The sequence below is a fragment of the Kitasatospora purpeofusca genome (assembly GCF_000718025.1).
Lineage (GTDB): Bacteria > Actinomycetota > Actinomycetes > Streptomycetales > Streptomycetaceae > Kitasatospora > Kitasatospora purpeofusca.
Genome location: NZ_JODS01000036.1, coordinates 44,445 through 65,779 on the forward strand (window position 1 = coordinate 44,445; position 21,335 = coordinate 65,779).

The window sequence follows — 21,335 nt, forward strand, 5'->3', positions numbered from 1 at the left end:
CGCCCCGCCGGACGGACCCGTCGTGTTTCCCCGGCGGCTGTCGCCCTCGCCCCGGTCAGAGCGCCGGTGACGGCGGCCGCTCGAAGAAGGACTCCAGCACCACGGTCGCCTGGGTCCCGTTGACGCCCTCGATCGCGTACAGCCGGCGCAGCACGTCCTGGAGCTGCTCGGTCGTCGGCGTCCGCACCTTGACCAGCACCGACGCGGCGCCGGCGATGACGTGGGCCTCCTCGATCTCGGGGATCGCGGCGAACGCCCCGGCCGAATCGCCCATCCACGCCGACGAGTCGACCATCACGAAGGCCAGTACCCCGAGGCCGAGCGCCTTCGGGTCGACCTCCACCGTGGTGCGGCGCAGGACGCCGCGCTCGCGCAGTTTGCGCACCCTCTCGTGGGCGGCGGCGGTGGAGAGCCCCACGGCGCGGCCGAGTGCCGCGTAGGCCTGGCCCGCGTCCTGCTGGAGCAGCGCCACCAGGGCCCGGTCGGTGTCGTCCAGATTTTCGATCGCCATGGTGGAACCATACCTGGTTCTGTCATACTCATGATCATCAGAATCACGTTCGGCCGTTTGCGATAGGACATGAATGATGTCTGGTCAGATTGAGTTCGGGTTGTACGAGATCCTGGACGACCGCTTCCGCCCCTGCACCTACGGGGACACCCGGCTCGAGCAGCTCCACGGGGACTGCCGCTGGGCCGAGGGCCCGCTCTACGTGCCCGCCTGGCGGCAGCTGATCTGGAGCGACATCCCCAACGACCGGATCCTGCGCTGGGACGAGTCCACCGGGACGGTCGGCGTCCTCCGGTCGGTGGCCGGGCACAGCAACGGCAACACCCTCGACCGCGAGGGCCGCCTGATCACCTGTGAGCAGGGCAACCGCCGGGTGACCCGCACCGAGCACGACGGCACGGTCACCGTCCTCGCCAGCCACTACCGGGGCAAGCGGCTCAACTCGCCCAACGACGCGGTGGTCCGCTCGGACGGCGCGATCTGGTTCTCCGACCCGGACTTCGGCATCACCAGCGACTACGAGGGCCATGTCGCCGAGAGCGAGATCGGCGCCTGCAACCTCTACCGGATCGACCCGGACAGCGGCGAGGTCCAGCTCGCCGCCGACGGCTTCCGCGGCCCCAACGGGGTCCTGCTCTCCCACGACGAGCAGCGCCTCTACGTCTCCGACAGCCGCGCCGGGCACATCCGGGTCTTCGACATCCGCGAGGACGGCACCCTGGCCGGCGGCGGCGTCCACATCGAGGGCAGGGGCAGCCGCTTCGACAACATCCGCTTCGACCGCGACGGCCGGCTCTGGGCGGCGGCGTTCGAGAACGGCATCCACTGCTACGCCGAGGACGGCACCCTGATCGGCCGCATCCTCGTCCCCGAACCCGTCTCCAACCTCACCTTCGGCGGCCCGAAGCACAACCGCCTCTTCATCACCGCCACCACCTCGCTGTACTCGCTGGTGACCTCGATGACCGGCACCCACCGGGTCCCCCGCCACGCCTGACGCGGGACCGGTACGACGGCCCCCGGTGCGACGTTCCGCGTCGCCCGGGGGCCGTCGTCCTGCTCGCGCCGCCGCCGTCGTCAAGGTGCCGTCAAGGCGGGGCCGGTTCGCGTACGCCCCGCGTCAAGAGCCGGTGCGGACCCCCGCCCGTGGGGGTGGACTGGATCTGCGAGCGGGACCGACCGAGGCCCCCGCCGCGACCGGAAGGACGACGACCCGCCATGACCGAGTTCCAGGTGATCTCCGACGACCCCCGCAACCGCCGGCTGTCCGGCGCCGCCGAGGAGGCCCTGCTGCGCCGACTGCTGCACGGCACCGTCTTCGACCCCAAGGCCGGCGCGGCCGCCACGACGACGGCGGAGCGCGAGCCCGAGGAGCGCCGCGCGAGCTCCGCGCACTGCCGCCACGCGATGTACTACGAGGACTGACCACCCGTCGGCCGGCCCACCGCGCGCCGCCGACCCCGTCCTTCCCCTCCCGTACCTCCCCTCCCGTCCTGTTCCGACCAGGAGCACCGTGTGACGACCACCCTGCGCACGCCCCCGTCCTCCCCGGACCCCGAACCCGTCCGGTTCCCCCTGCCCCTGCCCGCCGCCGAGCCCGGCCCGCTCGGCAGCCCCTGGCCCGCTTCCGCCCGCCCCGGCCCGAACGGGGACCTGCTGATCGGCGGCGTCGGGCTGGCCGAGGCCGCCGACCGCTTCGGCACCCCGCTCTACGTCCTCGACGAGCAGGAGTTCCGCTCCCGCGCCCGGGCCTTCCGCCGTGCCCTGCCGACCGCCGAGGTGTTCTACGCGGCCAAGGCCTTCCTGTGCAGCGCGGTGGTGGACTGGGCCGCCGACGAAGGCCTCGGCCTCGACGTCTGCTCGGCGGGCGAACTCCGCCTGGCCGCGGCCGCCGGCTTCCCGCCCGAGCGCATCCTGCTGCACGGCAACGCCAAGACCCCCGAGGAACTGCGCCTCGCCCGCCGCCTGCGGGTCGGCCGGATCGTCGTCGACGGCGCCGCCGAGATCCCCCGGCTGGCCGCCCTGGCCGTCGCGGACGCCCCGCAGCGGGTACTGGTCCGGGTCCTGCCGGGGGTGGCCGCCGGGCACCACCGCGCGGTGCGGACCGGCGTCGACGGGCAGAAGTTCGGCTTCCGGATCGACGGCGGGGACGCCGCCGACGCGGTCGCCCGGATCCTCGGCCAGCCCGGCCTGCGGCTCACCGGGCTGCACTGCCACCTGGGCTCCCAGATCACCGAGTCCGGACCCTACCTCGCCGCCGTCGACCGGCTCGTCGGACTCCTCGCCGAAATCCGCGACCGGCACGGCGTCGAACTGCCCGAACTCGACCTCGGCGGCGGCTACGGCGTCCGCTACCTCACCGGGGACGCGGAGCTCGACCCGGAGCGCTTCGCCGCCGAGCTCACCGCCCGGCTCGCCGCCCGCTGCGCCGAACACGGCCTCGCCGTCCCGAGCCTGCTGGTCGAACCCGGCCGGGCGATCGCGGCTCCGGCCGGGGTGGCGCTCTACCGCGTCCTGTCGGTCAAGCGCGGCACGGACGGACGGGCCTTCGCGGCCGTGGACGGCGGCATGAGCGACAACCCGCGCCCCGCCCTCTACGGCTCCGCCTACCAGGTGCGGACGGTCGGGCGGCCCACCGACGGCCCGACCGCGACCTTCGACGTGGTCGGCCGGCACTGCGAGGCCGGGGACGTCCTGGTGCACGGCGCCACGCTGCCGGCCGACCTGCGCCCGGGGGACCTGCTGGCCGTTCCGGCCGCCGGCGCCTACCAGCTCTCGATGGCCTCCGGCTACAACCTGGTCGGCCGGCCGCCGGTCGCCGCCGTGCGGGACGGGCGGCTGCGGCTGCTGATCCGGCGGGAGACCGTCGAGGACCTCCGCGCCCGCGAGGTCGGCCGCTGACCCCGTCGGTGGCTGACCCCGTCGGTTGCCGACCCTGCCGACAACTGACCCTGTGGACAACTGCCCCTGCCGACAGCTGACCCGCCGACAGCCGTCCGGCACGCCGGGCCCGGGAGCGGATCCGCCTCCCGGGCCCGGAAATCCAGGTGCGCCCGGGCCGACTCCCGCCGCACACTGGGCCGGTCACGCACCGTCGCCGCGAAGGAGCCCCGTGCAGGGAGCAGTCAGCGTCTCGCCCGCCCAGATCCCCGAACTGCTGCTCGGCCTGGCCACCGTCCGCCCGGTGTTCCTCTGGGGCGCCCCGGGGATCGGGAAGTCCTCCCTGGTCAGGGAGTTCGCCGAGGCGCTCGGTCTGGAGTGCGTGAGCCTGGTCGGCACCCAGCTGGCCCCGGAGGACCTCATCGGCGTGCCGCAGCTCACCCCCGAGGGCCGCTCCCGCTTCTGCCCGCCCGAGCAGATCGCCCGCGACCAGCCCTACTGCCTGTTCCTGGACGAGCTCAACGCGGCGTCGCCGGACGTCCAGAAGGCCTTCTACTCGCTGATCCTGGACCGCCGGATCGGTTCCTACGAGCTGCCGCCCGGCTCGATCGTGATCGGCGCCGGGAACCGCGCCACCGACGGCGCGCTCGCCCGCCCGATGGCGTCCGCACTGGTCAACCGCATGGTCCACGTGCATCTCCGGGCCAGCGCCGAGGACTGGCTGCGCTGGGCGGGCGGCGCCGGCATCCACCCCTGGATCGTCGACCACCTCACCGACCGGCCCGACCACCTGTGGTCCGCGCCGCCCAAGACCGAGGAGCCGTTCTCCACCCCGCGCGCCTGGCACATGCTCTCGGACGCGCTGCACTCCTTCGGGCCCACCCTGGACGAGGGCACGCTCAAGGTCGTCGCCCACGGGCTGCTCACCGCGCAGCACGCGATCGCCTTCTGCGGCTACGCGAAGATTGTCCGCAACTCCTACGGCCTGGAGGCGATCCTCAAGGGCGACGCGCGCTGGCCGCACCGGGTGGAGGACCGCGACCTGCTCTACTACCTGGCCGACGCCTTCCGCGGCCGACTCGTCAAGGAACTGCCCGCGCAGAAGGAGCACGCCTCCGGGGCGCAGCGGCAGACCGCGTTCCGGGCGAAGTCGCTGCTGGTCCAGCTGGCCGAGATCTCGGTGGAGGTCGCTCGGACGGTGATCGCCGACGGTGCGGACGGCAACCCGGTGCTGCCCGCCTGGTTCCTGATCGAGGCCGCCCGGGACATGCCCCGGCTGGTCGAGGCCCGCCGGTGAGGCGCACCGCCGGCCCGCCGGTGAAGCCCGTCGTCGAGGTCCGCCGGTGAAGCGCACCGCCGAGGTCCGCGGGTGAAGCGCGCCCAGGCCGACCGGAGGGAGCCGGACCCGGGCACCGAGGCCTTCGCGGAGGGCGTCCGGCTGCTTCGCCGCAATCCGGCCCTCGCCGCCCTGCGCGCCGACATCTGCCGCACCGAGAACTGCGACACCGCCCCGCCGGACGGCTGGGCGGTGGCCGACTCCAACGGCACCCTGCACATCAACCCGCGCCGCCGGGCCGAACCCGAGGAGTGGGCCTGGGTGCTCGCGCACGCCCTGCTGCACCTGGGCCTCGGCCACCTCCCGGGCGCCCGCGGCACCCGGACCCCGCCCGACGCCTTCGAGGCCGCCGCCCGCTGCGCGGTGGTCAACCGCTTCCTCGCCACCTTCCCGGTCGGCCGCGCCCCGGTCGCCCTCCCGCAGGAGTACCCGGGCGGCGGCGAGGAGGAGTTGGCCGCCCGATGGCGCCGCGACGGCCTGCCCGCACCCGCGGTCGCCGGGACCGCCGGGACGGCCGGAACCGCCGAGCACGACCAACTGCTGCTGGAGTGGCGCGGCCACGGGCCGCCCGAGGACTGGACGGTGGAGTTCGCGGCCGCGCTCACCCGCACCATGTCCGCCGCCATGGACCGGGCCGGCGGCCGGTTCGACGCCGAGACCGGCGAACGCCTGCCCGAGCGGCCCTGGAGCAGGGCGCTCAACTGGTTCGTCTCCTCCTACCCGCTGCTCGGCGTCGTCGCGGCCGGCCTCACCGTGGTGGCCGACGCCGAACTGGCCCGGGCCCACGACATCGCCGTGGCCGCCGTCGACAGCGAGGCCGGGGAGATCTACGTCAACCCGCTGCGCCGCTACTCCGACGAGGAGTGGCGGTTCGTCCTCGGCCACGAGATCCTGCACGCCGCCCTGCGGCACGGCGAGCGCCGCGGCGGCCGGGACCCGTTCCTGTTCAACGTCGCCGCCGACTACGTCATCAACGGCTGGCTGCTGGAGATGGGTGTCGGCGAGATGCCGGACGGGCTGCTGCACGACCCGCAGTTGAAGGGCCTGTCGGCCGAGGAGGTGTACGACCGGATCGTCCGCGACCGGCGCCGGATCCGCCGGCTGGCCACCCTGGCGGGGAAGAACCGACCGGACATCCTCGGCGAACGGCTGGGGCCGCCCCGGGACTTCGTGGACCTCGACGACTTCTACCGGCGCGGCCTCCAGCAGGGCTTCGAGCTGCACGGGCGCGAACGCGGGCTGCTGCCGGCCGGGTTGGTGGAGGAGATCCGCGCACTGGCCCACCCGCCGCTCCCGTGGGACGCGCTGCTGGCGCGCTGGTTCGACGAGTTCGTGCCCCGGCCGGAACCGGTGCGCAGCTACGCCCGCCCCGCGCGCCGGCAGTCCGCCACGCCGGACATTCCCCGGGCGGGCCGCCACCACCCGGAGGAGGAGGTGCCGCGCTGCACCTTCGGGGTCGTCCTGGACACCTCCGGTTCGATGGACCGGACGCTGCTCGGCAAGGCGCTCGGCGCGATCGCCTCCTACGCCGCCGCCCGGGACGTGCCCGCGGCGCGGGTGGTGCACTGCGACGCCGCCGCGCACGACGCCGGGTACCTCCCGGTGGAGGAGATCGCCGGGCGGCTCCGGGTGCACGGGCGCGGCGGCACCGTGCTCCAGCCGGGCATCGACCTGCTGGAGCGGGCGGAGGACTTCCCTCCCGGGGCACCCGTGCTCGTGATCACCGACGGCGAGTGCGACGTACTGCGGCTGCGCCGCGAGCACGCCTTCCTCGTTCCGCGCGGTGCCGCACTGCCGTTCACGGCGCGCGGGCCGGTGTTCCGGATGAGCTGAGGCCCGCCGCACCGGGCCGGGCCGCACCGGGCCGCACCGCATCGGGCCGGACCAGTGGCCCGGCCCGGTGCGGACGGAGGGTCAGCCGACCGGCCAGCCGTCCACGGTGGTGACGGTGCGGTGGTAGGGGCCGTCCGGGCCGGTGCTGCGGTAGTCCTCGGTGGCGGTGCCGGTGCGGACGGTGGTGTCGCCGTCGTGGCGGTGGGCGGTCGGGCGCAGGGTGTGGTCGACGGTGCTGCGTTCGGTCACCCGGGCGCCGGTCGCGGTGGTCGCCTCCCGGTGCTGGCCGAGTTCCATGGCGGTGGTCTGGTCGGTGTTGCCGGCCGCGTCCTGGGTGTACCGGTAGGTGACGTCGAGCGGCTGGCTCTCGTGCACCGTGCTGGTGCGCCGGGGTCCGGAGCCCCAGGTGGCGGTGGAGCGGGTGAGGTCGGTGCGGTTGTGCAGGGTCAGGTCGTTGCCGTTGGCGCGGAAGCGCTGGGTGGAGCCGAACACGAGGTCGTCGCGGACCTCGGTGGTGACCCGGCCGTGCGAGGTCTGCAGCCAGCCCCGGGCGAGGTCGTGCCGGGCGGCGGTGACCGTCCAGTCGCCGCTGCCGCCGCCGTGGTCGCGCTGGGCGGTGGTGGTCGCGGCCTCCGGGGCGACCCGGTAGTCGGTCAGCTGCCCGGTGGTGCGGGCCGCGCCGCGGTCGACCTCGGCGAAGAGGTTGACCTGGCCGGTCCAGAGGTCGTTGCTGCGGGCCTCGGCGGCGTTGACGGCGATCGCGACCCGGTGCGGGCGGCCGTCCACCAGCAGCCCGGCGTACGGGGTGAGGTCCAGCCGGTAGGCGGGCAGGTCGAAGGCGAAGACGCCCGGGGTGGGCCGCCACAGCAGCGGGTCCCAGCCGCCGGTGTAGATCACGGGGTAGGGCCAGACCGCGCCGACCACCCGTCCGTCGACGCTGAGCCGCAGTTCGCGGAACGGGCCCTGGCCGCAGACGCCCGTCCCGGGGTTGGCGCGGGCGAACTCCTCGGGCGCGGAGGCGTAGGCGAACTCCTCGCAGGCGCCGCCGCCGCGTGCGTACACCTCGGCGGTCAGGCGTTCCAGGTTGGGCGGGAAGGTGAGGTCGGTGCCTGCGCTCGGTGTGGCCCGGTCGAGTCCGAAGGCCCCGGTGGTGAGCAGCCGGTCGGCGGTCCTGGCGGCGGGCCAGTGGGCGGAGGCGGTGTAGAAGGTCAGGCTCGCGGAGATCCGGAAGACGCCGGTGTAGGTGTCGTCCGTGACGTTGGCGAGGTCGAGCGCGAAGGGCTGAGGTCCGGCGGCGAACAGCGGCGCGTAGCGGGTGACATCGCGTTCGAGTGCCCACTCGATGCCGTCCTTGGACGGTTCGGGGGTGGAGGAGAGCAGGACCTGCACGCCGCCGACTCGGACGGTGAACAGCCGGTCGAACTGCCGCCCGGCGACCTGCCCGTGCAGGTCGAGCGCGACGGCGGACCAGGGGCCGGCGCAGTCGGCGGGCGGGGCGACGGTGGTGTTGTAGGGCGTGTCCGGCGGGTTCCCGTAGCCGTTGCGGAACGGCTGGTCACGCATCACTTCGACGGTGCAGGAGCGGGTGTCGGGCCGGGTGAGCGGCTTCGCCGCGGTGAACGGGTCGTGGTAGTCGGTGCCGAAGTCGGCGTGCGCCGGTCCGGCGGCCGTCAGTGCCCCGGCGAGGGCGAGGAGGACGGCGGCGGCCGTTCGGCCGGCTCGTCGGATCAGTGGATGGACGGCCAAGGGGGGCCCTCTCCCGGCCGACCGGAGGGTGGGGCGAGGACGGTCGGCGCGTAGCTCGTCGGACGGTTCCGGCATCCTCCCGAGCATGGCATGCAAGCGTCAAGCGGTAGGCCGGGCCGTGGGAAGCGCGCCGGGACGCGGGGAGTGCCCCGGCGCGGTCCGGCACGGTCCGGGAGGCAGGATGGCCCGGTGACCGACATCATCCTCAACCTCTGGCGGCAGCACCTCGGCACCGTGCCCGAGGAGGTGTGGGACCGCACCGATCTGACGGTCCTCGTCCTCGCGGACACCGGCATCACCGAAGTCCCGCCCCGGATCGGCCGGCTGCACCGGGTGCGGACCCTCGACCTCGGGCACAACCGGATCTCCGCCGTCCCGGCGGAGCTCGGCGACCTCGCCGGCCTCACCGACTTCCTCTACCTGCACGACAACGCGCTCACCGGACTCCCGGCCGCCCTCGGCCGGCTCACCGCGCTCCGCTACCTCAACATCGGCGAGAACCGGATCGCCGAACTCCCGTCCGAGATCGGCGCGATGACCGGCCTGGTCGAACTGCGCGCCCAGCACAACCTGCTCACCGCGCTGCCGGACTCGCTCGGCGGCCTTCGCGCGCTGCGCGAACTCTGGCTGCGCGGCAACGCGTTGACCGGCCTGCCGGACTCCTTCGCCGGGCTCGCCGAACTGCGTGAACTCGAGCTCCGCGAGAACGCGCTCACCGAGGTGCCCCCGGCCCTGGCCGGCCTGCCCCGACTGCGCCGACTGGACCTGCGCGGCAACCGGATCACCGCGCTGCCGGACTGGCTGGCCGACGGGGCGGCGGGGCTGCCCGCGCTGGAGAAGCTGGACCTGCGCTGGAACCCGGTCGAACCGGCGCCGTCACTGCTCGCCGCCCTGGCGGCACGCGGCTGTGAGGTCCTGCGCTGAGACCGGGCGGAAAACCGTTCGCCCACCGAGGCGTTCGGCTGTAGCGTGGACCGTATGAAGCGCGCTGCAGCCGTCCTCACGACGACGCCGGAGAGAGTCCCGGCGCGCTGACTGCTGACTGAGTCCGAAGCCCCGGGGCGAGTGCCCCGGGGCTTCGCCGTACCCGTCCACTCGCCCGCACCGCAGAGTGGAGACCCCCGTGAACAGCCACCCGATCGCCCCCGACGCCGGCCCCGGCGCCGCATCCGATGCCGGCCCCGACGCCGCTCCCGTCCCCGTCCGCGCTGCCGGCCCCGACGGCGACCACCGCCGGCTGGGCCGCGCGCTCGGACTCTTCGACACCGATCCGCTGATCGGCTCCGGCCTCCCGTACTGGCTGCCCGACGGCGCCGCGATCCGGCACACCCTGGAGGAGTTCGTCCGCGACCGCGAGCGGCGCGCCGGATACCGCCATGTGTACTCGCCCGTCCTCGGCAGACGCGAGCTGTACGAGATCTCCGGCCACTGGCAGCACTACCGGGACGACATGTTCCCGCCGATGGACCTCGGCGCCGAGCAGGTCGTGCTGCGCCCCAGCCTCTGCCCGCACCACGCCCTGATCTACCGCTCACGGCCCCGCAGCCACCGGGAGCTGCCGCTGCGGATCGCCGAACTCGGCGGCATGTACCGCTCCGAACTCTCCGGCGTGCTCGGCGGGCTGACCAGGGTGCGGGCGATCCAGCTGAACGACGCGCACGTGTTCTGCACCCCCGACCAGGCCGCGGACGAGGCGGTCGCCGCGCTGGAGCTGATCGGCGAGGCGCACCGCGCGCTCGGCATCCGGCCGGTCCGGTACCGGCTCTCGCTGCCGGGCGAGGGCGGCAAGTACGTGGCGGACCCGGCGCTCTGGGAACGGGCCACCGCGCTGCTCACCGAGGTGCTGTCGCGCTCCGGCGTGCCGTTCGAGGCGGTGCCGGGCGAGGCCGCGTTCTACGGGCCGAAGATCGATGTCCAGATCGCCGACGCGGCCGGGCGCGAGTCCACCCTCTCCACCGTGCAGATCGACTTCCACCAGCCGGAGAGGTTCGGGCTCCAGTACATCGGGCCGGACGGGGCGAAGCACCGCCCGTTGATGGTGCACCGCAGCGTCATCGGCAGCGTGGAACGGGTGGTCGCCCACCTGATCGAACTGTACGGCGGGGCCTTTCCCGCCTGGCTGGCACCGACCCAACTGGTGCTGCTGCCGCTGACCGAGGGCGAGCGGGCGCTGGCCGGGCAACTGCGCGAACGCTGCCTGGACCTCGGGCTGCGGGCCGAGGTCGCCGGGCCCGAGCGCGGCAGCCTGGGCGCGCGGATCCGCGAGGCCCGGCTGGTCCCGTACCAGGCGGTCGTCGGCCCGCGCGAGGCGGCGGACGGCCGGCTCGCCCTGCGCCTGCGCGACGGCCGGCGGCCGGAACCGCTGCCGGCGGGGGAGGCGCTGGCCCGCATCCGCGCGCTCGTCGGCGCCTGCGCCGAGGAGCTGTGGGACGAGCCGGGGGAGAGCCGGGGCGGGTCCGCCGGCTGACACCGGGTGAGCCCGGGTGGCCGCCGCCGGATCGCCCCGGACGCAGTCGTACACATACGACTAGCGGCGCGCGCGGTGTGTCGGCCGGGCCGCCCGGCGCACCCGCCGTTCGAATGGGGGCGGCGGCCACCGTCCCCGGCCGCCGCCGTCCCTCAGTCGAGCTCCTCCGGAGGTACCCCATGCGCCTCGCCCGCCGAATCGTCGTCACAGCCCTGACGGCCGGGCTGACCCTCGGCGGGGTGGCGGTCGCCGCCCCCGCCACCGGCGTCACGCTGCGCCCGCTGCCGGTCCCGGACTCCCGGTACTGCACGGCCGCGGTCGGCCACACCCCGGCCGCCGCCCGCCAGATCAGCCCGCTGCACGGCCGGACCTGCTCGGCGCTCTACCACCTGGACGCCCCGCGCTAGGGTCCCGTCCTCGGACCCCCGCCTGCCGCGCGACGCTCCTCACCCCGACCGGTGGCACCCGCAACGACAGCGCCCCGTCCACCCTGCCCGCCCCGTCCACCCTGCCCGCCTCGTCCGCCTCGTCCGCCCTGCCCGCCCCGTCCGCCCCGGACGGGGCGGTGCCGTTTGCCGCCGCCCAGCGGCCTCGACCGAGAGCCCGTCGAGTGCGAGTGAGTCTCCTCGGCGTTTCGTCAGTTCCGTGCTTGTGATCGTTCTTTCCTCGCCTCCGGCAGCCGGGTCCTGAATCCGGATCAGTCCGCCGGAGCGGCACGAGCGGACCGGCGTCGGCCGTGACCTGCGTCTTCAGGAAACGTTCAGCCTGCCTCGGCCATGCTGGCCGCGCCGCCCGATCGCACTGGCGCGCGAACGCCGCGCAGCCCCTGGGCCCGGCAGCCCGTTGCGGGGCCGCCGCCCGGCGATAACGGCGGTGCAGGCAGCGGTCCGGCCCGGGCTGCGGGACGGCGCCCGGGCCCCTCCTCCGAGCGGAACGGGACAGACACGATGCGAAGCGAACAGCGGGCCTGTGCGGCGGGTGTCCGGTGATCAGCTGGTTCCACGCGGCCGTCCTCGGCCTGATCCAGGGGCTCACCGAGTTCCTCCCGGTCTCCTCCAGCGCCCACCTGCGGGTCTTCTCCGCGCTGCTGGGATGGGACGACCCGGGCGCCGCGTTCACCGCGGTCACCCAACTCGGCACCGAGTCCGCGGTCCTGATCTACTTCCGCAAGGACATCACCGCGATCGTCTCCACCTGGATCCGCTCGCTGTGGACGCCGGAACTGCGCCGGGACCCGAACGCGCGGATGGGCTGGTTCGTGATCGTCGGCACGCTGCCGATCGCGGTCCTGGGCAAGCTGTTCCAGACCACGATCGAGACCCAGTTGCGGGACCTGCGGATCATCGGCACCACGCTGATCGTCTTCGGCCTGGTCCTGGCGGCCGCGGACCGCAGCCGGGCCGTGCGCAGTGCCCGGCGGATCGACTCCCTGACCTTCCCGCACGCGCTGGTCTACGGTGCCGCCCAGTCGCTGGCGCTGATCCCGGGTGTCTCGCGGTCGGGCGGCACGATCAGCGCGGGCCTGTTCCTCGGCTACAGCCGGGAGGCCGCCGCGCGCTACTCCTTCCTGCTGGCGATCCCGGCGGTGCTCGCCTCGGGCGTGCTCGAGCTGTTCAAGATCGGCGAGGGCCCGGCGCCCGCCTGGGGACCGACGGCCCTCGCCACGCTGATCGCCTTCGCGGTCGGCTACGCGGCGATCGCCTGGTTCCTGAAGTACATCTCGCACCACAGCTTCCTGCCGTTCGTGGTGTACCGGATCCTGCTCGGCGGCCTGATCATCGGTCTGGTCACCGCCGGGGTGCTCGCCCCGAACGCCGGCACGGTCCACTGACCCGCCGGCCCGGCCGCCGGGCCGGGTCAGTACGACTGGAGCTCGATCAGCCGGCCCTCCGGGTCGCGCAGATGGGCGGTGCGCAGCCCGGGCCCCCACTCGGGGCGGTCGGTGGGGCCGACGACGGAGCCGGCGCCGTGCCGCAGGCAGAGGTCGAACGCCTGCCCGACGTCCTCGACCCGGAACACCAGCATGGTGCCGTCCTGGGCGGCGGCCGGTTCGGCGGGCAGTGCGGCGGTGCCGACGGTGGCGGCCAGCAGGCTCCGGTCGAACAGCGACAGCACCGCCTGACCGTCGAGGTCCCAGGTGGCGTAGGGGCCGTCGGGAGTGCCCTTGACCAGGGCGGCGCCGGTCAGCGGGGTCAGTACGGCCCGGTAGAAGCGGTAGCAGGCGGGGAAGTCGGCCACGAGCAAACGGTGGTACAGGGCGTCCATGGTGAGGGCTCCTCGCCTCGGGTGAAGGTGGTTGGCGACGCAAAATCATAGGTCTGCACCCACTATAGGGCCGCACCCTAGACTTCTCCCATGGCCCCAGAGGAACCCGGCTCCACCGCTCCCGCTCCCGCCGGTCCGTCACCCGCCGGTCCGTCACCCGCGGGGGCGACCCCGCCGACCCTGCTGGACCTCAGTACCTACCTGCTGTCCCGGACCGGGAAGGCGGCCCGCTCGCGGCTCGCCGAACGCCTCGCCCGGCGCGGACTGCGGCTGTGGGACATGGCGGTGCTCGCCGCGCTGGCCGACTTCGGCCCGCACGCACAGCGGGACCTCGTGCGGCGGCTGGGGGTCGACGCCAGTGACATGGCCAAGGTCGCCGACCAGTTGGCCCTCGCCGGGTACGTCGAACGGGCCCGGGACGCCGCGGACCGCCGTCGGCTCTCGGTCACCGTCACCGGGGCCGGCCGTGCGCTGCTCGCCGAACTGCGGGCCGAGGCGCTGGCCGTGCAGGACGAGGTGCTGGCGCCGTTGAGCGGGGCGGAGCGGCGCGTCCTGCACGAGCTGCTCGCCCGGGTCCACGCGGAGCTGCCGGGCACCCCGTGATCCGCTGCGGTCCGCCGTGCCGCCCGTGTACCGCCCGGCAGGTCCGGGCTGCCGCCTGACAGCATCAGCCCGGACCGCGCCAGGTTCCACTCGCGTCCTCCAGGAGCGTGCGGAGGCCCGGTGCGGGAGCTACCGGCCGGGTGCGGGCGGTTGCGCGGCCCGGGTTCGGCGCCCGACCCGTCCCGGCCCGGCGTGTCAGTGCCGGCTGCGATCCTGTGCGGCATGGACGACGAGACCTTCTGGGCGCTCATGGACGAGCTGAGCCGGCGCCCCGGCGGCCGCCACGAACGGCTGGAGTGGCTGCGCGGGGCCTTGCGGTGCGGTTCGGCGGCGGAGGCGGTCGAATTCCAGGCCCGTCTGGAAGCCGCGTGCGCGGCGGTCGCCACGGGCGCACTCTGGTCGGCGGCGGACCGGATCGAGGTTGGCCTGTGTTCCGACGACGGCTTCGACTACTTCGCGCTCTGGCTGGTGGGCCAAGGGCAGGAGACGTACCGGGCGGTGCTCGCCGCCCCGGACGCCCTCGCCGACGTTCCCGAGGTGCGGGCCCTGGTAGGACGGCCCCTGCGGGAGTGGCGCGACGAGGAGTGGCCGGAGTGGGAGGAACTCGACTATGCGGCCCAGGAGGTCTTCGGCGAGTTGACGGGTCGGCAGGGCGACAGCCCGGAGGCGTTCTACGAGGCCCTGGACGCCGTCCGGGGGACATGGGCGGACCCCGAGGAGGACAGCGCCACCGTAGCGGTCGCGGCGAGGACCGGAACACCCCGGCTCGACGCCCTCTTCCCCGCAGAAGCCGGCTCCTGACCGCCGACGCGACGTCTGCGCAGGGGGCATGCCCGACGCCGACCCCCGCGGGCGCGGGGACGGCATCCTACGAATCGGTCCAGCGGACCGGGTGTCCGGACGGGTCCGTGGTGAGCCAAGTGCCGTCGCCGAGGGGGTGGATGTCGTAGGGATCCCTCCCATGTGCGTCGAAGTCGCCGCGGACCCGGCCGGAGCGCGCGTCGACGCGGTAGTGGCGGAACCATTCCTCCTCGTCCTCGGTCTGGCCGACGACGGTGACGATGACGGTGTCCGGGTCGAGATGGCCGCCGGACCATTCCAGGCAGGCGTCGTCCGGCTCGTGCCCGAAGGCGTCGACCGAGAGGGTGAACACCACCTCGCCCTCCGGGAACGCGTGGACGGCCATGTCGCCCTGGTCGTGGTTGACGGTCATGAACCGGTGGCCGTCCGGCGACAGGTCGATGAGGCACCGGTCGTCCCAGGGGTACTGGAAGAGGTCCAGCCCGGTCCCGGTCAGCGAGGCGCGGTAGACGGCCGTGCCGTCCTGTCCTTCTCCCACGTTGAGGAGGACCTGGCCGCTCGTCGCGTGTGGCAGTAGCACTCCGCCGTGCCCGGCGGTCCGGAGGTCCGCCTGCGCGGTGACGGCGCCGGAGCCGGCGTCCAGGGCGACCCACTGGTCGGGGCGGCCGCGGCCGGCCATGACGTCGGGGCGGTAGACCCAGAGCACGCGTCCGTCCGGCGACAGGACACAGCCGGGTCGGTGTGCGAACTGCCGGGCCGACCCCGGTTCGAGCCCGGACCTCCAGACCTCGACGCCGTCCGGTGTCACGCACACGACCGCGTCCGGTGTCGTGCCGTACAGACGCCGAAGGTCGGCGGCAACGGCGTGGTCGACGACGTCGTCCCCGGGAGCGGGCGACCAGACCAGGACGGGCGACAGCCGACCCAGGTCCTCGGCGGCCAGGTCGTAGGCGCAGATGCGTCCGTCCACGAGCCGCGTGATCATCCGGCGGGGGTGTCGTGATCCAGTCATGCCCGGAGGCTAGCGTCCCCGGCGGACCCGGGAGGTCACGGGCCGATGCGGCGAGGCCCCGGGGGAAGTTCCTGGCGGTCGAGCGGCAGCGGGCGCCGGGCGCCGGCGAACTCGCGGGCCCAGCGCGGCAGGTCGAGGACGCCCTCGACCCGGGCCACCAGGGTGCCGGTGCGTTCCGCGTGGATCATCGCGCCGTCACCGGCCCAGAGGCCCACATGGTGCAGCGGCGCGTCCGGGCGGGAGAAGAACAGCAGGTCGCCGGGGAGCAGTCCGCTCCGGTCCACCGGGGCGGAGCGGTGGAACTGGGCGACCGTGTAGTGGCCGAGCTCCACCGCTCCGCCGCTCGCCCGGTACCAGCAGTGCAGCGACAGGCCGCTGCAGTCGAAGCCGATGGTGCTCTCGCCCAGGCACTGCCCGTCCAGGTAGCCGTTCTCCTCGTCGCAGAAGCCGAGGCTCGGGCCCAGCCGGTCGCCGCCGCCCCAGGCGTACGGCACGCCGATCTGCGCGGCCGCCACGGCGGCGACCCGGAGGCCGAGCGCGAGCCCCCCGTCCTCCTCGCGGGGGCGGGCGGCGGCGGAACCGGCCCCCAGCGGGGCCAGGGCGGCCCCCAGGGCGACTCCCAGCAGCCCGCGGCGGCCCCAGCCCCCGGTGGTGTGCGGAAACGGCACGGCAGCCCCCTCGGTCGTCGGCGAACCACCAGGATCCCGGTTCGGGCTCCCGCACCGCCATCACCCGCAGAGGTGAATTCCCGGCCGGCGGGGCCCGGGGCGTCCGGGGCGGCGCGGTAAATCGATTGACGGTCAGGGCCCCGGCTTCGAACGATGGCTCCGACAGGACCGAACGACCGTCCGGGAGGCACCCATGAGCAGCGCCGTCAGGCTGATCCGCAACCACCGGCTCACCCAGGCCGTCGACTACGCCTACGCGGCGGCCGTCGACGTGCCGGTCCGCTCGCTCTGGCTGGCCGGCGCCTGTCCGCTGGACGCCGAGGGGCGCACGGTGGCCGTGGGCGACTACGCGGGGCAGGCCCACCAGGTGATGCGGAACCTGATCGCCGTGCTGGAGGGCGAGGGTGCCGCGCTCACGGACCTGGTGCGCACCACGGTGTATGTGGCCTCCTCCCGGCAGAGCGACCTGGTGGCCGCCTGGGAGGTCTACCGCGAGTACCTCGGCGCGCACGATGTGCCGAGCACCCTGCTGGGCGTCTCCGTGCTCGGGTACGCCGACCAGTTGGTGGAGGTCGAGGCGGTCGCGGTGCTGAAGCGGGAGGGGGAGGAGCTGGAGGTGGAGGCGGGGTGAGCTGAGCCGAGCGGGGGCCGGGGCGGGCGGAGCCGGACCCCTCCGGCCGGTCGCCGCCCGGGAGTTCGGCCGGAGTCGGCCCGGAGTATGTCCGAAGTGCGCCCGGGAGGCGTGCCGGGGAGCAGGTCCCCGCGTCGGTCCGGACCCGGGGTACGGGTCCGGACCGGACCGCATGGTCGGTATTCTCTGACAGCCCGTGTGCGGGCGCCCCCGCCGGGACGGCAGTAGGGGCGTTCCCGCGCCCCGGGTAAGATACGGGCTGTTTGGTTTTGTTTCGGTGCGGGTGTGGTGGGGGTGGTCGGGGTGGTGCGACAGGAACGGGCGCTGCGGACGCGGCGGCTGATTCTGGAGGCCGCGGCCTCGGTGTTCGACGAGTTCGGCTACGAGCGGGCGACCATCGGTGAGGTCGTGGCCCGGGCCGGGGTGACCCGCGGTGCCGTCTACTTCCACTTCGCCTCGAAGCGGGAGCTCGCGCAAGGGGTGATCGAGGGGCAGTTCGAGGCCGAGGCGGTCCCGGAGCGCTCCTGCAAGCTCCAGGAGTTCGTGGACACCGGCATGGTGGTCACGCATCTGGTGCCCATCGACCCGCTGGTCAGCGCGGCGGTCCGGCTGTCGGTGGACCAGGGCGCGGACAAGCAGATGGGCATCGACGCCGCGCCCGGCTGGATCTCCCGGCTGGAGCGGCTGCTGGTCGACGCGGGCGAGCGCGGCGAGCTGCTGCCGCACGTGGTGCCGGCCGACACGGCCGGGCTGATGACGGCCTCCTGGGTCGGCGTGCAGCTCCAGTCGCAGCGCTTCACCGGCCGCGCCGACCTGGCCGTCCGGGTCTCGACGCTGTACCGGCACCTGATGCCGAGCGTGGCCGTCCCCGGCGTGCTCGCCAACCTGGACCTGGCGCCGGACCGGGGCGCACGGGTCTACGCCGAGATGACGGCGACGCGGGAAGCGGCGGCACGTGAGGTGGCAGCGCGTGAGGTGGCAGCGCGTGAGGTGGCAGCGCGTGAGGTCGGGGAGGCCGCCGGTCCGGAGGGCTCCGGGGCCGACGTCGGCTGAGGCACTGTCACACCCCTTCGCCCGTAGCGCCGGTGACGCCGGTGGTGCGGGCGAACCATACGGCGCGTCCGGTTTTCCGGCCGGACCGTCCCTCCGGGCCGACTGCGGAGGGTAGCCGCCCCGGATCCGTCAGTGCGGTCACGGGCGGCCGTCCAGAGCCCGCAGCGCGTCCAGGACGTCCAGGCCGAGGTCCGGGTCGGCGTCCTCGGGCAGGCTGACCGAGACCCTGGTCGCCAGACCGGCGTAGCGGCGGTGGATCTCCCGGGCGGCCTCCTCGACGGTGCCCGCGACGGCGAAGGTGTCGAAGACCCGGTCGTCGATCAGCGCGGCCATCTCCGGCCACCGTCCGCGCAGCGACAGCCGGTGCAGTTCCTCGTGCAGGTCCTCCCATCCGTGCTGGGCCAGCACCGGGCGGTAGGCGGGCGTGGAGGCGTAGAAGGCGAGCCGCTCCCGGACGGACGCGCGGTGGGCCCGCAGTTCCTCCTCGGTGCGCCCGGTCGCGGTGAGCACGCTCCCGACGATCTCGAACGGCCGGCCGGTCCAGGCCGCGCCCGCCGCCTCGGCCGCCCCGCGCTCCTCGGCCAGCGCCGGCAGCACCTGCCCGGTCAGGTAGTCGACCGAGGTGAACGGGTGGCTGAGGAAGCCGTCGGCCACCGCCCCGGCGGCGCGCACCATCAGCGGGCCGACCCCCGCCAGCAGGATTCGCGGCACCCCGGCCGGGATCGGGTCGGGGGCGAACACCGGCGTCATCACCGTGTGGGTGTAGAAGTCGCCCCGGAAGCGCAGCCGGTCGCCGGTCTGCCAGCTGTGCCAGATCGCCCGCACCGCGTGCACGTACTCGCGCATCCGGGCGGCGGGCCGGTCCCAGGGCATCCCGAAGCGCTTCTCGATGTGCGGCTTGACCTGCGAGCCGAGTCCGATCACGGCCCGGCCGCCGGAGGCCGCGTGCAGGCCCCAGGCCTGGTAGGCGAGCGTCATCGGGGTGCGGGCGAGGGCGACCGCCACGCCGGTGGCCAGTTCGATGGAGCCGGTGCGGTCGGCGGCGCGGGCCAGCTGCAGGAACGGGTCGTAGGCGGTCTCGGAGACCACCAGCCGGTCCGCGCCCCGTCGTTCGGCCCGCTCGGCGGCGTCGAGGATGCCGGCCGGGTGCGCGGGGGCGAGGGCGTCGAGGAGGAGGGCGGGGGCCTGCGGGCGGTCCATGCGGTCGGGGCTCCTGGAGGGGCGGGCGGGCATCGTCGGGGCCGGGGTGCCGGGCGACGGTGGGTCAGGGGCGGGGCCAGGGGCGGCCGTCGAGGCGCTCGATGCCGGTGTTGAAGCGCCGCAGGAAGTCGGCGAAGGTCCGGACGTCCTCGGCGGGCCAGTCGGCCATCACCAGGTCGAGGGCGTGGGCGTGCGCGGCGCGGTCCTCGTCGAGGCGGCGTTCGCCCTCCTCGGTGGTGCGGAACTTGCGGGCCATCCCGCCGTCCGGGTCCGGGATCCGTTCGACCAGTCCGGCCCGGGTCATCGCGGCGGTCTGCCGGTTGAGGGTGGAGGCGTCCAGTCCGAAGGCGTCGCTGAGTTCGCCGATCGACATCGGGCCCTGCATCCGGATCCGGCTGAGCAGGATGTAGGCGCTGCGGTCGAGCCGGCTGCCCTCCGGCCGGGCGCCGGCCGGGCTCAGGTAGTGGTGCCGGCTGAGCACCATGTACTCGAACGCCACCTCGTCCGTGGGCCCGCTCATGATGCCGTCCTTCCCGTCCCTGGTTCCGGGGCGCTGACCTGCGGTGTTTGCGCACAGTATCGCAGGCGGTCGCCCATGGTGGGTGATGTGCACGATACATATCATGTGTACTGTGCATATGAACGCACCTCCTGCCCCGGAACCGAGGAGCCCCCGCTCATGGCCGCCCCACAGACCACCGCCCCCGACCGGACCAGGGGGGTCGTCGCCACGCTCGCCCTCACCGGTACGGTGGCCGCGATCATGCAGACCCTGGTCACCCCGCTGATCGGTGAGCTGCCGAAGATCCTCGACACCTCCCCCTCCAACGCCTCCTGGGTGATCACCGCCACCCTGCTCTCCGCCGCCGTGTTCGTGCCGATCAGCGGCCGCCTCGGCGACCTGTTCGGCAAGCGGCGGATGCTGCTGGCCTGCTGCGCCCCGCTGCTGCTCGGCTCGGTGATCTGCGCGCTGACCTCCTCGGTGCTGCCGATGATCGCCGGGCGCGGCCTCCAGGGCATGGGCATGGGCGTGGTGCCGCTCGGCATCAGCCTGCTGCGCGACGTCCTGCCGCCCGAGCGGCTCGGTTCCGCGATCGCCCTGGTGAGCGCCTCGATGGGCATCGGCGGCGGCCTCGGCCTGCCGATCTCGGCGGCCGTCGCCCAGTACGCCAGCTGGCGGGCGCTGTTCTGGGGCGCGGCCGTCCTCACGGTGGCGGTCGCGGTGATGATCCGCCTCCTGGTCCCCGCGCCCACCACTCGCCCGGCCGGCGGACACTTCGACGCGGTCGGGGCGCTCGGCCTCGGCGCCGGCCTGGTCTGCCTGCTGCTGCCGGTCTCCAAGGGCGGTGACTGGGGCTGGACCGACGGGACGACGCTCGGCCTGTTCGCGGCCGCGGTGGTGCTGCTGCTCGCCTGGGGCGCCTGGGAGCTGCGCCTCGCCGAGCCGCTGGTCGACCTGCGGGTGACCGCCCGGCCGAGGGTGCTGCTGACCAACGCGGCGTCCGTCCTGGTGGGCTTCGGGATGTACGCGCAGGCGCTGATCGTCCCGCAGTTGCTCCAGCTGCCGGCGGCCACCGGGTACGGCCTGGGTCAGTCGATGCTCGCGATGGGGCTGTGGATGGCGCCGTCCGGCCTGATGATGATGGTCGTCTCGCCGCTCGGAGGCCGGCTCTCGGCGGCGCGCGGCCCCAAGTTCACCCTGGTCGCCGGCGCGCTGGCGATCTCGGCCGGGTACGGGCTGTCGATGCTGCTGATCGGGTCCACCTGGGGCGTGCTGGTGGTGACGCTGATCTGCAACGCCGGTGTGGGCCTCGCGTACGGCGCGATGCCGGCGCTGATCATGAGCGCGGTGCCGCTCTCCGAGACGGCCTCGGCGAACAGCTTCAACAGCCTGATGCGCTCGCTCGGCACCTCGGTCTCCGCGGCCGTGGTGGGTGTCGTGCTCGCCCAGCTGACCACCACCGTGGGCGGGCATGTGCTGCCCTCCGAGACCGGCTTCCGGGTGGGCCTGCTGATCGGCTGCGGGGTGGCGCTGGCCGCCGCGGCGGTGGCCGCCACCGTCCCGCCGCCGCCGGCCCCGGCGGTCCAGGAGTCCGCCGCCGTCCAGGAGTCCGCCGGGGCCGCCGGGCCCGCCCCGGTCCAGGACGGCACCCCGGCCTGATGTCCGATCGGGCCTGACCCCGGGTCACGCTCTCTGCCCGCTCCGCCGCTTCGCCGCTTCGCCGCCCCGCCGCATCGTCCGCGGCGGGGCGGCGGAACCGGGTGACGGGGGGTGGTGCTCTGCGTAGACTCGGTCGCCTTCTGCCCGGACGAGTCCTGGAGCCGTTGC

21 protein-coding genes are annotated in these 21,335 nt (G+C 74.4%); 14 read left to right on the plus strand and 7 right to left on the minus strand.

The window, feature by feature from the left end; genetic code table 11:
* Positions 1 to 55: 55 nt before the first annotated feature.
* Positions 56 to 496, minus strand: a complete 441-nt coding sequence (locus tag IF01_RS0135170; RefSeq protein ID WP_030397682.1) for an Lrp/AsnC family transcriptional regulator — start codon at positions 494 to 496, stop codon at positions 56 to 58.
* A 91-nt stretch (positions 497 to 587) separates the two neighbouring features.
* On the opposite strand from IF01_RS0135170, the gene IF01_RS0135175 reads away from it, so the two are divergent.
* The 5 genes from IF01_RS0135175 (at position 588) to IF01_RS0135195 (ending at position 6,560) form a co-directional block, all read left to right on the plus strand.
* Complete coding sequence (locus IF01_RS0135175) at positions 588 to 1,508, plus strand: SMP-30/gluconolactonase/LRE family protein (protein ID WP_030397683.1); 921 nt, start codon at positions 588 to 590, stop codon at positions 1,506 to 1,508.
* A 221-nt stretch (positions 1,509 to 1,729) separates the two neighbouring features.
* On the plus strand, positions 1,730 to 1,936 hold the full coding sequence (locus IF01_RS0135180; protein WP_030397684.1) for a hypothetical protein: 207 nt from the start codon (positions 1,730 to 1,732) through the stop codon (positions 1,934 to 1,936).
* A gap of 150 nt (positions 1,937 to 2,086) precedes the next feature.
* The gene (gene lysA, locus IF01_RS0135185; protein WP_051756842.1) at positions 2,087 to 3,412 is read left to right on the plus strand and encodes a diaminopimelate decarboxylase; all 1,326 of its coding nucleotides are present in this window, start codon (positions 2,087 to 2,089) and stop codon (positions 3,410 to 3,412) included.
* Positions 3,413 to 3,623: 211 nt separating this feature from the next.
* Positions 3,624 to 4,688 (plus strand): ATP-binding protein, encoded by a 1,065-nt coding sequence (locus tag IF01_RS0135190; protein WP_030397686.1) that lies wholly within the window; start codon positions 3,624 to 3,626, stop codon positions 4,686 to 4,688.
* Between the two features lie 72 nt (positions 4,689 to 4,760).
* Positions 4,761 to 6,560 (plus strand): vWA domain-containing protein, encoded by a 1,800-nt coding sequence (locus IF01_RS0135195; protein ID WP_030397687.1) that lies wholly within the window; start codon positions 4,761 to 4,763, stop codon positions 6,558 to 6,560.
* Positions 6,561 to 6,641: 81 nt separating this feature from the next.
* On the opposite strand, the gene IF01_RS0135200 is transcribed toward IF01_RS0135195, so the two are convergent.
* Positions 6,642 to 8,306 (minus strand): peptide-N4-asparagine amidase, encoded by a 1,665-nt coding sequence (locus IF01_RS0135200; protein WP_051756829.1) that lies wholly within the window; start codon positions 8,304 to 8,306, stop codon positions 6,642 to 6,644.
* Positions 8,307 to 8,495: 189 nt separating this feature from the next.
* Between IF01_RS0135200 and IF01_RS0135205 the strand changes: the two genes are divergently transcribed.
* The 4 genes from IF01_RS0135205 to IF01_RS0135220 all read left to right on the plus strand — a co-directional run bounded on the left by IF01_RS0135205 (position 8,496) and on the right by IF01_RS0135220 (position 12,604).
* Positions 8,496 to 9,230: a leucine-rich repeat domain-containing protein gene (locus IF01_RS0135205; protein ID WP_030397689.1), complete on the plus strand. Its 735-nt coding sequence runs from the start codon at positions 8,496 to 8,498 to the stop codon at positions 9,228 to 9,230.
* Positions 9,231 to 9,429: 199 nt separating this feature from the next.
* Positions 9,430 to 10,773 (plus strand): threonine--tRNA ligase, encoded by a 1,344-nt coding sequence (thrS, locus tag IF01_RS0135210; protein ID WP_279617288.1) that lies wholly within the window; start codon positions 9,430 to 9,432, stop codon positions 10,771 to 10,773.
* Positions 10,774 to 10,952: 179 nt separating this feature from the next.
* The gene (locus IF01_RS0135215) at positions 10,953 to 11,180 is read left to right on the plus strand and encodes a hypothetical protein (RefSeq protein WP_030397691.1); all 228 of its coding nucleotides are present in this window, start codon (positions 10,953 to 10,955) and stop codon (positions 11,178 to 11,180) included.
* A 581-nt stretch (positions 11,181 to 11,761) separates the two neighbouring features.
* Positions 11,762 to 12,604, plus strand: a complete 843-nt coding sequence (locus tag IF01_RS0135220) for an undecaprenyl-diphosphate phosphatase (RefSeq protein ID WP_030397692.1) — start codon at positions 11,762 to 11,764, stop codon at positions 12,602 to 12,604.
* A gap of 26 nt (positions 12,605 to 12,630) precedes the next feature.
* On the opposite strand, the gene IF01_RS0135225 is transcribed toward IF01_RS0135220, so the two are convergent.
* Positions 12,631 to 13,038 (minus strand): VOC family protein, encoded by a 408-nt coding sequence (locus IF01_RS0135225; protein ID WP_030397693.1) that lies wholly within the window; start codon positions 13,036 to 13,038, stop codon positions 12,631 to 12,633.
* Positions 13,039 to 13,128: 90 nt separating this feature from the next.
* Here IF01_RS0135225 and IF01_RS0135230 point away from each other — a divergent pair, with 90 nt between their 5' ends.
* Both IF01_RS0135230 and IF01_RS0135235 read left to right on the plus strand, forming a co-directional pair.
* The gene (locus IF01_RS0135230) at positions 13,129 to 13,641 is read left to right on the plus strand and encodes a MarR family winged helix-turn-helix transcriptional regulator (protein ID WP_078880576.1); all 513 of its coding nucleotides are present in this window, start codon (positions 13,129 to 13,131) and stop codon (positions 13,639 to 13,641) included.
* A gap of 222 nt (positions 13,642 to 13,863) precedes the next feature.
* The gene (locus IF01_RS0135235) at positions 13,864 to 14,442 is read left to right on the plus strand and encodes a DUF4240 domain-containing protein (RefSeq protein WP_037782377.1); all 579 of its coding nucleotides are present in this window, start codon (positions 13,864 to 13,866) and stop codon (positions 14,440 to 14,442) included.
* A gap of 67 nt (positions 14,443 to 14,509) precedes the next feature.
* On the opposite strand, the gene IF01_RS0135240 is transcribed toward IF01_RS0135235, so the two are convergent.
* Both IF01_RS0135240 and IF01_RS0135245 read right to left on the minus strand, forming a co-directional pair.
* Positions 14,510 to 15,454, minus strand: a complete 945-nt coding sequence (locus tag IF01_RS0135240; RefSeq protein WP_030397696.1) for a hypothetical protein — start codon at positions 15,452 to 15,454, stop codon at positions 14,510 to 14,512.
* Positions 15,455 to 15,489: 35 nt separating this feature from the next.
* Entirely contained in the window at positions 15,490 to 16,122 is a 633-nt protein-coding gene (locus tag IF01_RS0135245) for a C40 family peptidase (RefSeq protein WP_051756831.1), read from the minus strand.
* Positions 16,123 to 16,315: 193 nt separating this feature from the next.
* On the opposite strand from IF01_RS0135245, the gene IF01_RS0135250 reads away from it, so the two are divergent.
* The gene (locus tag IF01_RS0135250) at positions 16,316 to 16,753 is read left to right on the plus strand and encodes a RidA family protein (RefSeq protein WP_051756833.1); all 438 of its coding nucleotides are present in this window, start codon (positions 16,316 to 16,318) and stop codon (positions 16,751 to 16,753) included.
* A gap of 303 nt (positions 16,754 to 17,056) precedes the next feature.
* Positions 17,057 to 17,806: a ScbR family autoregulator-binding transcription factor gene (locus IF01_RS0135255; RefSeq protein ID WP_063764383.1), complete on the plus strand. Its 750-nt coding sequence runs from the start codon at positions 17,057 to 17,059 to the stop codon at positions 17,804 to 17,806.
* A gap of 138 nt (positions 17,807 to 17,944) precedes the next feature.
* On the opposite strand, the gene IF01_RS0135260 is transcribed toward IF01_RS0135255, so the two are convergent.
* Together IF01_RS0135260 and IF01_RS0135265 are read right to left on the minus strand one after the other, a co-directional pair.
* A complete protein-coding gene (locus tag IF01_RS0135260; protein ID WP_030397700.1) occupies positions 17,945 to 19,006 on the minus strand; it encodes a TIGR03617 family F420-dependent LLM class oxidoreductase in 1,062 nt (353 codons plus the stop codon).
* A gap of 64 nt (positions 19,007 to 19,070) precedes the next feature.
* The gene (locus IF01_RS0135265; protein ID WP_030397701.1) at positions 19,071 to 19,526 is read right to left on the minus strand and encodes a MarR family winged helix-turn-helix transcriptional regulator; all 456 of its coding nucleotides are present in this window, start codon (positions 19,524 to 19,526) and stop codon (positions 19,071 to 19,073) included.
* A gap of 159 nt (positions 19,527 to 19,685) precedes the next feature.
* On the opposite strand from IF01_RS0135265, the gene IF01_RS0135270 reads away from it, so the two are divergent.
* Positions 19,686 to 21,167, plus strand: coding sequence for an MFS transporter (locus tag IF01_RS0135270; RefSeq protein WP_051756835.1), 1,482 nt, complete (start codon positions 19,686 to 19,688; stop codon positions 21,165 to 21,167).
* The last annotated feature ends 168 nt before the right edge of the window (positions 21,168 to 21,335 follow it).

Excerpts from the sequence above, each read along its gene's own strand:
- IF01_RS0135230 (WP_078880576.1), top strand. The coding sequence starts at position 13,129 with ATGGCCCCAGAGGAACCCGGCTCCACCGCTCCCGCTCCCGCCGGTCCG.
- IF01_RS0135225 (WP_030397693.1), bottom strand. The coding sequence starts at position 13,038 with ATGGACGCCCTGTACCACCGTTTGCTCGTGGCCGACTTCCCCGCCTGC.
- IF01_RS0135215 (WP_030397691.1), top strand. The coding sequence starts at position 10,953 with ATGCGCCTCGCCCGCCGAATCGTCGTCACAGCCCTGACGGCCGGGCTG.
- IF01_RS0135265 (WP_030397701.1), bottom strand. The coding sequence starts at position 19,526 with ATGAGCGGGCCCACGGACGAGGTGGCGTTCGAGTACATGGTGCTCAGC.
- IF01_RS0135175 (WP_030397683.1), top strand. The coding sequence starts at position 588 with ATGTCTGGTCAGATTGAGTTCGGGTTGTACGAGATCCTGGACGACCGC.
- IF01_RS0135260 (WP_030397700.1), bottom strand. The coding sequence starts at position 19,006 with ATGGACCGCCCGCAGGCCCCCGCCCTCCTCCTCGACGCCCTCGCCCCC.
- IF01_RS0135250 (WP_051756833.1), top strand. The coding sequence starts at position 16,316 with ATGAGCAGCGCCGTCAGGCTGATCCGCAACCACCGGCTCACCCAGGCC.
- IF01_RS0135180 (WP_030397684.1), top strand. The coding sequence starts at position 1,730 with ATGACCGAGTTCCAGGTGATCTCCGACGACCCCCGCAACCGCCGGCTG.
- IF01_RS0135240 (WP_030397696.1), bottom strand. The coding sequence starts at position 15,454 with ATGACTGGATCACGACACCCCCGCCGGATGATCACGCGGCTCGTGGAC.
- IF01_RS0135235 (WP_037782377.1), top strand. The coding sequence starts at position 13,864 with ATGGACGACGAGACCTTCTGGGCGCTCATGGACGAGCTGAGCCGGCGC.
- IF01_RS0135270 (WP_051756835.1), top strand. The coding sequence starts at position 19,686 with ATGGCCGCCCCACAGACCACCGCCCCCGACCGGACCAGGGGGGTCGTC.